At 71.4% G+C, this 12,249-nt stretch carries 7 protein-coding genes; 3 read left to right on the top strand and 4 right to left on the bottom strand.

All coding sequences use genetic code 11. From position 1 onward, the window contains the following. Nucleotides 1–9 precede the first annotated feature (9 nt). Both OP18_RS21260 and OP18_RS21255 read right to left on the bottom strand, forming a co-directional pair. Entirely contained in the window at nucleotides 10–1,461 is a 1,452-nt protein-coding gene (locus OP18_RS21260; RefSeq protein WP_211273625.1) for a GDSL-type esterase/lipase family protein, read from the bottom strand. Nucleotides 1,462–1,515: 54 nt separating this feature from the next. Beyond that, nucleotides 1,516–3,738 (bottom strand): rhamnogalacturonan lyase family protein, encoded by a 2,223-nt coding sequence (locus tag OP18_RS21255; RefSeq protein ID WP_211273624.1) that lies wholly within the window; start codon nucleotides 3,736–3,738, stop codon nucleotides 1,516–1,518. Between the two features lie 245 nt (nucleotides 3,739–3,983). On the opposite strand from OP18_RS21255, the gene OP18_RS21250 reads away from it, so the two are divergent. After that, entirely contained in the window at nucleotides 3,984–5,030 is a 1,047-nt protein-coding gene (locus tag OP18_RS21250) for a PaaX family transcriptional regulator (RefSeq protein ID WP_245635483.1), read from the top strand. Here the strand turns inward: OP18_RS21250 and OP18_RS21245 are convergent. Then, nucleotides 5,006–7,345, bottom strand: a complete 2,340-nt coding sequence (locus OP18_RS21245) for a family 43 glycosylhydrolase (protein WP_211273623.1) — start codon at nucleotides 7,343–7,345, stop codon at nucleotides 5,006–5,008. The genes OP18_RS21250 and OP18_RS21245 overlap by 25 nt on opposite strands. 1 nt (nucleotide 7,346) lies before the next feature. After that, nucleotides 7,347–9,092, bottom strand: a complete 1,746-nt coding sequence (locus OP18_RS60730) for a right-handed parallel beta-helix repeat-containing protein (protein WP_162189817.1) — start codon at nucleotides 9,090–9,092, stop codon at nucleotides 7,347–7,349. Nucleotides 9,093–9,522: 430 nt separating this feature from the next. On the opposite strand from OP18_RS60730, the gene OP18_RS21235 reads away from it, so the two are divergent. Together OP18_RS21235 and OP18_RS21230 are read left to right on the top strand one after the other, a co-directional pair. Continuing rightward, nucleotides 9,523–10,314 (top strand): sugar phosphate isomerase/epimerase family protein, encoded by a 792-nt coding sequence (locus OP18_RS21235; RefSeq protein WP_052387063.1) that lies wholly within the window; start codon nucleotides 9,523–9,525, stop codon nucleotides 10,312–10,314. Between the two features lie 20 nt (nucleotides 10,315–10,334). After that, nucleotides 10,335–12,161: a DUF2264 domain-containing protein gene (locus OP18_RS21230; RefSeq protein WP_211273622.1), complete on the top strand. Its 1,827-nt coding sequence runs from the start codon at nucleotides 10,335–10,337 to the stop codon at nucleotides 12,159–12,161. The last annotated feature ends 88 nt before the right edge of the window (nucleotides 12,162–12,249 follow it).

Raw genomic sequence — 12,249 nt, 5'->3', positions numbered from 1 at the left:
GGCGCCTCCTCAGCCGATTCCGGGAAGGTTGCGTTCGCGCATGCCCTGGACGAGCAGGTCGGCCATCCGGCCGGCGCCGTACTCGGAGAAGTGCGTGTTGTCAGCGACGCCGTCCACCGACGCGCGCAGGAACAGCGCCGCGGAGTTGGCCTCGCCGAGCGACTCGACCAGGGCCTCGCTCTTGGCGGTCAGGTCGATCACGGGCACGTTGAGCGCCGACCCCAGACTGCGCATCTCGGCCGGCAGGTTCGCACCGACGCCGTTGACGTGCAGCGCGGTGCCGGTGAGCTGGCCGCCGCTGAACAGTCGCCGCACCGGCGGGGTCACCAGGACCGGGATGCCGCCCCGTTCCCGCACCTGGTTGATCATCGAGGTGAGGTTGCTGCGGAAGGACGCGGCCGTCGTGGACTTGTCGTTGTGCCCGAACTGGATGAGCACGAGGTCGTTGGCCCTGATCCGCGACTTCAGCGCCGGGAACAGCGCCGCGTTGCTCAGAAAGCTGCCGGAGCTCTCCCCCGAGTCGGCGTAGTTGGCCACGGCCGTGCCCGGCGTGACGTGCGTCGGCAGGATCTGGCCCCAGCCGGTGTACGGGGCGACGGGCTGGTCGCACACCGTGGAGTCGCCGGCCAGGTAGACGACGAGGGGGTTGGTGGCCGGTTCGACGGTCAACCCGGACAGTCGCGGGGCGGTGCCGGCGAAGGTGATGTCCAGGCCCGGGTTGCCGGTGCCGCCCTGCCCGGTCGGCTGGCCTTCCGGCTGGCGGACGTTGACGGTGAACTGGTACCGCGTGACGGTGCCGGCCGCGGTGGTGACCGCCGGCAGGATCCGCCGGCGCGCCTCGACCGACATCGAGGTGTTGCCGGCGCTGGCGCTGTCACCGATCCAGGCGGTGACGGTGTAGTTGCCGGGGGCGACGCCGTAGTGGCAGGTGACGGGCGAGTTCCCGGTGCATTCGGGTGGCCGGCCCGGCGCCGACGGTCCGGCGCCGGGTTCGACGGACAGGTAGTCGACGTTGGGCAGCCCGGCGGCGGTGGTGGGGCTGAGCCGGAAGGTGTTGGTGCCGCTGTTCAAGGCGACGGTGAGGGTCTTGGTGGTCCAGCCGGTCCATGCGCCGGTCGGGTCGAAGGCGGTGGAGGGCTGCACCAGGGCGCCGTTGACGAGCACGTCGGCCGGCCGGTTGGCGGTGCCGCCGTTGGCGTACCGGATGCCCAGGGTCGCCGTGCCGGCGGTGGCCGCGGGCACGGTGAACTGCACGGCCGCACCGACCGCGTTGTCGGCGTTGCAGAAGCCGGTGCCGGAATAGCCGGTGTGGTTGGACTCGATGACGCCCGCGCAGGTGGCCGGTGCGCTCTCGGCCTCGTACCGCGTCGCTGCCGCGGACCCCGTGCCGGCGGTCATCACGACGACCACGCCGGCGCCGGCCAGCAGACTCGCACCGAGGATGAAAGGTTTCAATCGCATGGATGCTCCTGTCCGCCCGGCTGGGACCCGGGGCCCCAGCCGGATCGACGATGATTAACGGACGTAGATGTTCGGCTGGGGTGGGGTACTCATGCCGCTGCCGATGAAGTACGACGGGTGCGGCGGCTGGTTGTAGGCGGTGTTCTGCCAGGCGATCGCGCACCGGTACTGCGGGTCGTGCATCAGCGTGTACAGCCGCGTCGACGTCGGGGCGGTCGTGCTGTAGATGCGCAGCGCGGTGTTGTCCGTCGTGGGCCAGATGACCTCTTCACGCCAGTCGCCGAAGATGTCACCGGACAGCGACGGGGTGGACTTGGTGCCGTTGTTGGAATGCACACCGGACGCGGTGAGCAGGCGGGTGTCGCCGGAGGTGCCGTACTTGTCGATGTGCGTGCCGTCGAGCAGTTCGCGGGTGGTGTCGCCGTCCCACCAGGCGAGGAAGTTCGTCGAGCTCGGCTTGCGGGAGGTCACGACGGCACCCTTGGGGTTACGGACGCCGTCCGCCGCCGAGGACCAGGACTCGGCGCCGGCGGACCCGGCCCAGATGTCACCGGACACGCCGCGGCCGTTGTCGCCGTTGGCCGGGGTCGACCACAGGATCTGCCCGGTCCGCGCGTCGGCCATCCACGACGACGGCTTGCTGCCGTCCTCGTCGACCTTGAACTCCTCCAGGCCCGGCCGGGACGGGTCGAGGTCGCCGACGTGCATCGCGTCGCCGTGGCCGTTGCCGGTGTTCCACAGCCGGGCGCCGTTGTCGTCGACGGCCATCGACCCGTAGACGATCTCGTCCCGGCCGTCGGCGTCGACGTCGGCAACGGACAGCTGGTGGTTGCCCTGCGCCGCGTAGCCGCTGTTACCGGAGCTGTTGCTGTCGAACGTCCACCGCCGGGTCAGCGTGCCGTTCCGGAAGTCCCACGCGACGATGACCGATCGCGTGTAATAGCCGCGGGCCATGATCAGCGAAGGGCGCTGCCCGTCGAGGTAGGCGGTGCCGGCCAGGAACCGGTCGACCCGGTTGCCGTAGCTGTCACCCCACGACGACACCGTCCCGCGCGGCACAACATATTCCACGGTGGACATCGCCGCGCCGGTCTGCCCGTTGAACATGGTCAGGAACTCCGGGCCGGACAGCACGTACCCGTCGGCGTTGCGGTAGTCCGCGGAAGCGTTGCCGATGACGCGACCGGTACCGTCCACCGTGGCGTCCGCGGTCTTCATCGCCACTTCAGCACGGCCGTCGCCGTCGTAGTCGTACACCTGGAACTGCGTGTAGTGCGCGCCGGCGCGGATGTTACGGCCGAGGTTGATCCGCCACAGCCGCTGCCCGCTGAGCCGGTACGCGTCCACGTACACCACACCGGTGACCCCGGACTGGGAGTTGTCCTTGGCATCGGCGGGGTCCCACTTGAGCACGATCTCGTACTGGCCGTCGCCGTCGAGGTCGCCGACGGAGGCGTCGTTGGCGGTGTACCCGGAACCGGGCGAGGAGATCGGCACGTCGAGGTAGCCGTTCGCGAACCGCAGCGACGCACCCGACGCGGCCTGCTCCGTGCCGCCGACCACCGCCCGCACCGTGTAGGACGCGTCCGCGGCGGCACCGGCGTCCAGGTAGTTCGTGCCGGCGGTCACCGTCGCGACGCGGGTGCCGCCACGGTACAAGTTGAACGCCGTCGACAGCGCCTCAGTCCCCAGCAGCCGCCACGAGACGAGGTTGCCGCTGCCCGACCGCACCGAGATCAGGCCCCGGTCCAGGTCCTCCATCTGCTTGGCGTTCCCGGGGGGCGGCGTCGTGCCGCCTGACTCGACGTCGACATAGTCGATGTTGGCCAGGCCGAGGGCGGTGGTCGGGTTCAACCGGATGGTGTTGTTGCCGACGTTCAGTGTGGCGGTGAGCGTCTTCGTGGTCCAGGTCGTCCAGGCGCCGGTGCCGGCGAAGGCGCTCGCGGCCTGCACCACCGCGCCGTTGACCAGCACGTCGGCCGGCCGGTTGTCGGCGGTGCCGTTCGCATACCTGATCCCGATGGTGGCCGTTCCGGCCGCCGACGCGGTGACGGTGAACTGCGCGGCGGCGCCGACCGCGTTGTTGGCGTTACAAAACCCCGTGCCGGAGTAGCCGGTGTGGTTGGACTCGATAGCGCCGTCGCAGGTGGCCGGCGCGTTCTCCGCCTCGTACCGGGTCGCGGCAGCGAACGCGGTGGTGACGACGGCGACGCCGGCGCCGACGGTCGCCGCCGTACAGGCGGACAGCAGCGCGATGCGCTGCCTGCGTGAAAACATGATGATCTCCAAAGGTTCGTGGTCGCCGCGCACAGGGCGGCGGGGGTGAGCGCTCTCCGCGACACGACCCTCGAGCGGCGACGCCGACCGCCCGGCGCCTTGCGGATCCACTCGTGGTCGTACAACTGTCACAACCTGTGAGCGCTCACACGCTCTGAATATGGTCAGGTAGTGTTCCGACCGGACGCTTATCTGTCAATCGACGTTTCTCGGTGCCCGCGGCGACCGACTACAGTTCCTGTAAGTTGCACACACCCCATGCCGGGAGCACCGTGGTCCGCCCGTTCGACATCGAGGAGATCTTCCCCGAGGCCCTCACCGGTCCGGCCCGACGGCCGCGACGGCAGCCGGAGACCTCCGCCCAAGGCCTGGCGGTCACCCTCGTCGCCGACTACACCGCGAGCACCCGCGCCTGGCTGCCCTCGGCGGCCATCGTCGCCCTGCTCGGCGAGTTCGGCGTGACCGGCGGCGCGGCCAGAACCTCGATCAGCAGGCTGTCGCGCCGCGGCGTGCTCGAGATCAGCCGCCATGGGCGGCGCAGCGCGTACCGGCTGACCGCAAGCGCCGCGACCGACCTGTCCAAGGGCGGCGTCGCGATCGCCCGCGACGGCGCCGATCCGATGTCCTGGGACGGTGTGTGGACGGTCGTGCTGTTCTCCATCCCGGAGCAGGAGAGCACCCGCCGCCGGGTCCTGCGCGACCACCTGCGGTGGAGCCGCTTCGCGCCCCTGTACGACGGTGCGTGGATCTCCCCCGACCCCCTGCCTCCGGAGGCGAAGGCGGCGCTGTCGGCCGCCGCGCTCGGCTCCGTGACGGTGTTCCGCGCCCGGCACGAGGACCTCGGCACGGAGTTCGACCGCCACCCGGTCGAGGCGTGGGACCTGCCCGCGATCGCGAAGGAGTACGCGGCCTTCGTCGACCGGTGGGGCGCGCTGCTGCCGCGGGCGGCGGCCGGCGCGATCACTGGCGCCGCCGCCGTGCGCGCCCGCACAGAGGTGATGAACGTGTACCGCAAGTTCCCTATCCTCGATCCGATGATCCCCGACCGGCTGATGCCGCCCGACTGGCCGCGCCGGCACGCCCGGGAGATCTTCGTTGCCATCTACGACGGGCTGCTGGAGCCCGCGCAGCAGCACGTGCGCGGCACGGTCACCGGCATGACGGGCGAACCCTGCCCAGACGTGCGGGCACACACCGTCGCCGCCATGGCCGCCGGTGTCCGCCCGGCGGGGCAGGACGCCGGGAGCGCCCCGCCCCGCCCTGGCGCTCAGCCGGCCGACACGTCGAGGTAGTCGATGTTGGGCAGGCCGTTGGCGGTGGTCGGGTCGATGCGAATCGTGTTGCTGCCGGCGTTGACCGGCACGGCCACCGTCGTCGTGGACCAGGTGTTCCACGCGCCGGTCGAGGCGAACTGCCCCGAGGTGACCGTGGCGCCGTTGACGACGACGTTCGCCGGACGGGCGGAGGTGGCGCCGTTGGCCCAGCGGATCCCGACCGTCGCCGTGCCGGCCGCGACGGCGTTCACCGTGAACTGCGCGTAGGCACCCACCGCCGCGTTGCCGTTGCAATAGCCGCTGCCGGAGAACCCACCCCGGTCCGAGTCGATCGTCCCTTGGCACACCGCCGGCGCGGTCTCCGCCTCGTACCGTCCGGCCTGCGGGGTCCCACCGGACGTCTTGACGAGGGAGAGGCCGTCGACGGAGAGGTAGCCGTTGCCACTGGCGGCCTTGACGGTGATTGTCGCGGTGCCGGCTGCCAGCTGCAGGTTCGTCGCTTCGCGGCGGGTCCAGCCGCTGGAGGCCGGGATGGACAGGGTACGGACCGCGCCGGTGGCGTCGGTGACCGTCACCTGCGCGGTGCTCAGCGAGCCGGACGTCTTGGCGTACGTGGCCAGGGTGTAGGTCCCGGCCGGCAGGGTCACCTGCTGCCGCACGCCGCCGGAGTACGCCTGCCCGGCGCCGATCTGCAGGGCGAACCGGGTGCCGTTGGCACCGGCGACGTTGGTCACGAACGAGGTCGGGCCGGAGTCGCGGAAGTTGGTCCAGCCGGTCAGCGTGGTGGTGGTGATGCGGTCGGCGGCGAACTCGGGGTTGAGGATGTAGTTGTTCTGCGGCCCGACCCGCCACTCCCCCGTCGTTGCGTTGAACTGCCACTGGCTCAGCGAGTGGAACTGCGGCCGCGACCCGGTCTTGTCCACCGGCATCCACTGGTTGTAGCCGATGCCGTTCCAGGCGAAGTCCGCCCAGCGGTCGCCGGCGAAGATAACGGTGCGCTGCTTGGTGCCGTTCACTGTGACGAAGAAGCCGGTCTGCGTCACGTGGCTGTAGTCCAGCTCGGTGCCCTGCATCGTGTACTCGGTGGTGTAGGCGCCCTGAATGTTGCTCGTCGTCGACTCGACCACGTGCGTGACGGAGGAGTTCCAGCCGTGCAGGTCCGAGGACGCCGCGTAGTACTTGCCGTCGAGCTTGAACATCGCGTTGCCTTCCCGGCCGGCCGCGGCATGGGCGATCTCCACCGCGGGCTCCACCGCCAGGGAGTCGGACTCCCGGAGCTTCGCGACGAACGTCCGGGAGCGTCCCGAGGCGTTGGAGAAGATCAGGTAGTCCTTGCCGTTGTCGTCGGTGAAGATCGTCTGGTCGCCGGTGCCCGGGGTCGGCGAGTTGACGATCTGGCCCTGCACGGCGGCGCCGTCGAACGTGTCGGTCGGTGAGTCGCCGCGCAGGAAGACCACGCCACCGGGCCCTTGCGCGACCAGCACGTACTTGCCGGTGTTCTCGTTGTAGGACACGCCGAGGCGCCCGACCCAGCCGCCGAGCCGGCCACCGCCGGGCAGGGTGGTCGAGGTGGTGGCGACGTTGCGCTCGAACTTCCAGTTCACCAGGTCCTTGGACGAGTAGACCGGGATGGCGACGAACGTGACCTCGTTGTCGAACTTCTTCGTCGGGTTCGTGCGGTAGTGCTCGGCGCCGAGGTAGTGCACGCCGTACCAGTAATAGGTGTCGCCGAACTTGAAGACACCGCCGCCCTGGGAGTAGATCGGGTTGCCGCTGGTGTCGTTCCAGAAGGTGTTGTTCGTGATCGTCTGGAAGGTCCCCTCGTCCGCGGCGACGAGGCTGCCGGCCGCGCTGGTCAGGGCCGTCTTGGCGGTGGCAACCTGCGACGCGGTCGCCGACGGGTTCGCGGCGACCTCGGCCGCGGTGTCCAGGGCCGCGGTGAGCCGTGCCGAGGACTCGCTGGTGTACCGCCCGGCGGGTCGGGTCCGGTAGTCGGCGACCAGGCTCTTCAGCCCGCGGACCATCACCAGGCCGTCGGCGGCGGTCTGCAGCTTCGTCCGCACGGCAGTGCGGTCGCCGGTCGTCTTGCCCTTGGCCTGCACGAGCGTCGACGCGGTGCTTCTGGTCGCCGCGAACTGCGACCAGGACGCGGCAGTGTAGTCCTCGGCGGAGTAGCCCGCGACGGTGTCGTACAGGCCGGTCAGGGCGTCGGCCGGGGCGTCGTCGCCGGACGTCGCGGCGTGCGCCAGCCCTCCGGCCGCCGCCACCGACACGAACAGCAGCGCCGCGGCGGCCAGCCTGCCCTTCCTGGTCATCCTTCGATGGGTACGCATGTCAGATCCTCACGTCGAGGTAGTCGATGTTGGGCAGGCCGTTGGCGGTGGTCGGGTCGAGGCGGACGGTGTTGCTGCCCGCGTTCACCGGCACCGTCACCGTTGTCGTGGTCCAGGTGGTCCAGGCACCGGTGGAGGCGAACTGCGCCGAGGCGACGGTGGCACCGTTCACCACGACGTTCGCCGGCCGGGCCGCCGTCGCACCGTTCGCCCAGCGGATCCCCACCGTCGCCGTACCGGCCGCCGCAGCGTTCACCGTGAACCGCGCGTACGCACCCACCGCCGCGTTGCCGTTGCAGTAGCCACTACCGGAGAACCCACCCCGGTCCGAGTCGATCGTGCCCTGACACACCGCCGGCGCCGACTCCGCCTCGTACCGCCCGGCCTGCGGTGTGGCGCCGGGCTGCTCGAAGGCGCCGAGATCCGGTGCCCGGCCGGTGTAGGGCAGGCCGACGTCGGTGCCCTTGTCGACCAGGGTGCTGTTCGCGGTGGGGCGCAGGTTGGGCAGCACGGGCAGGCTGCCGTCGGCCTGGCGGGGTGCGTCCCAGCCGGTGGTCGACACGCTCTGGAACTGGGCGTCGTTCAGGGTCAGGCCCAGGTCCCAGGAGTTGTTCGCGGAACTGGTGCCGGTCATGTTCGACGTCAGCGTCCCGGTGTAGGCGACGTTGTTGCGCAGGGTGCCCCGGCCGACCGCAGCGCCGGCCGAGTTGACGCCCAGCATGTTGAAGTCCGGGTGGTTGCCGTAGCCGGTGTTGTTGAAGTAGTCGTTGGCAACCGGGTGGTGGTTGGAGTAGAAGCCGGCCGCCTTGTTCAGGAACGCGACCGAGAAGCGCACCGTGTGCTTGACCGCGCCGGCGTCGTAGTCGCCGCCGAACCCGCCGACCTTGAAGCCGTTGCCGTTGCCCGACGACGTCGTGGTGCCCGGGATGTACCCGTTGCGCCACGCCCACGAGTTCTCGATCGTCACCGGCGAGTAGGTGGAGATGAGGTCGAAGCCGTCGTCGGAGTTCCACCAGGCCCGGCAACCGCGGAACACGTTCGGCGGGCTGCCGGCCGGCGTGTAGTGCGAGCCGAAGCCGTCGCCGCTCTCACCGGCGCCGTTGGAGCTGTTGGCGTCGTAGTTGTCGTGGGAGTCGGAGTTGAGCACGAGGTTGCCGGCGCCGCCGTTGATGAACAGGCCGGGACCCATGTGGTGGTGGGTGTTGAGCTGCTCGAAGGTGTTGTTGCTGCCGGAGATCCAGATGCCCCAGGACTCGTGGTTGAGGTTGTTGTTCTGCCGTACGCCGGTGACCTCGAGCCCTCTGAGGTGGACCCAGCTGGCGGTGACGTCGATGCCCTTGATGCGGCAGCCGTCGGTGACCCGGTTGAAGTCGAAGACCGGTTTCTCGCCGGGGTAGGCCCAATACCGGATCGGGCTGCCGGAGCTGCCGCTCTTGCTCAGGGTCACCACGTCGACCCTGGCGGTGGAGCTCGCGCAGGTGCTGTTCGCGCGGGTGTAGGCGTAGGTGCCGCCGCGGAAGTAGACGGTGTCGCCGGGCTGGGCGACGCTCTGCGCGTGGGCGATGGACGCCCACGGGGCGGCCTGCGTCCCGGCGGCGCCGTCGCTGCCGGTCGGGGCTACGTAGAACGTCCGGGCGGCGGCCGCGTTGCCGGCCGTCATGGACGCGGTCAGGACCGCGACGGCGCCTGCCGTCACGGCGAGCGCGAGCACGGCAGTTGCCGCGATCCTGCGCCGGTGTCTGGGCACGGTGACTCCTTCGGGGGTGTTGCCGGCGGCGTGCCGGTGACGCCCCGCCCTGGGCGGTCGGCGGGCGGGCGTCCGGGCCGTGGCGGTGTCGTCGATGGCGGAGCGGCGTGTCGTGAGCGCTCACATCGCGGGGTCACCGGCAAGGTGGCGGTTACCTCACCGGCGGTCGAAGCACCCGGCCGGCCGACCCGCCGTGCAGCGGGGGCTTCTCTGACCGGTCCTGGTAAACGGTTACAGTGCTGACGAATACGGGCAATGTCAAGCCCGACGCCGCGATTCACGCACCGTCGCCGGTTCGGTCTAGCTCAGTAACCGCTTACCATCGGTTGACGGCAGCCATGGCCGGCCGCAAGCCACCCGGAGGAAGGGTCGCCGTGAAACTTTCCCTACGATCGGTGCCGGCCGTCGCGGCCGCGGCGGCGAACCAGCGTTGGACGCGACCGTGACGCCGGTGCCGTTCGCGGTGTCCACACTCGGCTTTCCGGGGCTGCCCCTCGCCGCCGTGGCCGAGTTGCTGACCCGGCACGAGGTCCGGTACGTGCAGCTGCGCTGCGCCGAGGACGAGCCGGTACACGCCGGTATCGGCACGGCAGCGCGGCGGGCCGCTCGGCGGCTGCTGACGGACGCCGGTATCGGCGTGGCCGGCCTGGCGACCTACGTCCGGCTCACCGACGGCGCCCCCGGCCTGCGGGAGCACCTGCAGCTCGCGCTCGACCTCGGGGCGCCGGCGCTCCGGCTCATGCCCGGCGGCGAAGGCGACGTCGAACGCTGGACCGGCCCGGCCGCGGAGGCGCTGGCCGGCGCGGTAGAAACGGCGGCCGGCAGTGGCGTCCGGCTGCTGGTGGAGACCCACGACGCGTTCCTGCGCGGCGGGGACCTCGCCGCGCTGCTGCACGCGGCCGGCGCCACGGTACCGGCCGCCGGGGCGATCTGGGACGCGATGCACCCGTGGCGGGCCGGTGAGACCGTCGCGCGGACCGCGGCGGCCCTCGCCCCATGGCTCGCGGAGGTCCAGATCAAGGACGCCGCCAGTCCGCAGCAGCGGCGTCCACTGGTGCCGGGGCAGGGCGCGGTCCCGCTGCGCGACATCCTCCGGGCCGCCACCGGCATAGGGTTCGCCGGACCGGTCGTGCTGGAGCACGAGGCCCGGTGGTACGCCGACGCCGCTCCCATCGACGAGGCGATCGCGGCCAGTAAACGGTTACTGTCCAACCCGGTGTGAAACTCGTAGAATCCGGTCCCATGCACATGCAGCTCCCGCCGGAGGACCGGACACTGTCGCCGATCACCGGCTGGACCCGGGCGCACTGGGAGGCCACTGCCGACACCCTGCTGGCAAGGGTGGTGCCATACGCCGCACCGGACTTCGCGCAGTTCCGGCTGCCGGGTCGCGCCTCGCAGGCGGGCGTCATCAGCGACGGCCTTGAGGGCTTCGCGCGCACATTCCTGCTCGCCGCGTTCCGCATCGCCGGCGCGGACGGGGCAGGCATGGAAGACCTCCTGGATCGGTACCGGCGCGGCCTGGTCGCCGGCACCGACCCGCACCATCCGTACGCCTGGCCGGCACTGCGGGACATGGCGCAGCCGCTGGTCGAGGCGGCGTCGATCGCCGTGGCGCTGCACGAGACCCGGCCCTGGATCTTCGACCGGCTCGGCCAGGACGAGCGCGAGCGGGTCGTCGGCTGGCTCGCCGGGTTCGTCGGGCGGCGCACGCCGGACTCCAACTGGGTGCTGTTCCAGGTGATCGTCGAGCAGTTCCTCGCCACCGTCGGCGGCCCGCACGACCCGGCGGAAATCGAGGGCGGCCTGGAGCGGATCGAACGCTGGTACGCCGGGGACGGCTGGTACAGCGACGGCGCCGGCCAGAACTTCGACCACTACTGCGGCTGGGCGATGCACCTGTACCCGGCGCTGTGGGCGCGCATGGCCGGCGACACCGCACGGGCGGAGCGCTACGCCGAGCGGCTGCGGCTGTTCCTGGCGCAGTACCAGCTGCTCTTCGCCGCGGACGGCGCGCCGATGCACCAGGGCCGGTCGCTGACCTACCGGTTCGCCACCGCCGCCCCGCTGTGGCTGGGCGCGCTCACCGGCGGCACTCCCCTACCGCCCGGCGTCACCCGCCGCCTCGCCAGCGGCAACCTGCGGCACTTCGTGGACCGCGGCGCACCGGACCACCGGGGGCTGCTGCCGCTGGGCTGGCACGGCGCATTCCGACCCATCGCGCAGGCGTACTCGGGGCCGGCGTCGCCGTACTGGGCCTCGAAGGGGTTCCTGGGACTGCTGCTGCCGGCCGACCACCCCGTCTGGACCGCGACGGAGCGGCCCGCCCCGATCGACGAGCGGAACTTCACCGCCGCGCTGCCGGCCCCGGGCTGGCTGGTGCACGGCACCCGCGCCGACGGGATCGTGCGACTGGTCAACCACGGCAGCGACCGGGCAGCGCGGCAGCCGGCGGACAGCGGCCCCGACCCGAACTACACGCACCTGGCGTACTCCACGCACAGCGGCCCGGTCCTGGACACCTCCTCGTTCGACAGCCAGCTCGTCGTGATCGGCCCCGACGGCCGCCGGTACCAACGCCGCCGCATCCAACGGCTGCACATCAGCGACCAGGTCGCGGTGTCGCGCTGGGCCGACGGACTGGTCCGGGTCGAGACCGCCTCGGTCGTGGACGGGCCGTTCGAGGTGCGGGTGCACCTGCTCGACGCGCCCGCCGGGTCCGTCGTCCGCGAGGCGGGGCACGCCCTCGCCGGCGCGTCGCCCCCACAGCTGATGCCGGGAGGGGTAGCACGGACCGACGGGCTGACCAGCTCGCTGCGCTCACTGCACGGGTTCACCGGCACCGGCCTGGTCCGGGCCACGGACGCCAACGCCTTCGGCGCGCACGCCGCCACGCCGCTGCTGCACGCCCAGCACCCCGGCGGGACCGCCATGTACGTGAGCCTGGTCGGGCTCACCGGCGCGCCGGCCGCCGAACCGGTGCTGGTGGGCGTCGAAGGCTTCACGGCCACCATCCGCCTGGCCGGCGGCGCCGCGATCACCGTCCGGCCCGGAGGCCCGCTACAGTAAGCGGTTACTGACGCTGTTTCTCTCCGGAGGCCACATGCCGCGCCGCGCCGCTTCGGCGGAACCCGCCGACCGCCGTGCCACGATCCGC

It is taken from the genome of Dactylosporangium aurantiacum (genome assembly GCF_000716715.1).
Taxonomy (GTDB): Bacteria; Actinomycetota; Actinomycetes; order Mycobacteriales; family Micromonosporaceae; genus Dactylosporangium; species Dactylosporangium aurantiacum.
Note: the sequence above shows the minus strand (reverse complement) of the source record. Positions and strands in the feature narration are given on the sequence as shown.

Bases quoted from the DNA above. Each gene is read 5' to 3' on its own strand.
- OP18_RS21260 (WP_211273625.1), bottom strand. From the start codon at position 1,461: ATGCGATTGAAACCTTTCATCCTCGGTGCGAGTCTGCTGGCCGGCGCC.
- OP18_RS21255 (WP_211273624.1), bottom strand. From the start codon at position 3,738: ATGTTTTCACGCAGGCAGCGCATCGCGCTGCTGTCCGCCTGTACGGCG.
- OP18_RS21245 (WP_211273623.1), bottom strand. From the start codon at position 7,345: ATGCGTACCCATCGAAGGATGACCAGGAAGGGCAGGCTGGCCGCCGCG.
- OP18_RS21230 (WP_211273622.1), top strand. From the start codon at position 10,335: ATGCACATGCAGCTCCCGCCGGAGGACCGGACACTGTCGCCGATCACC.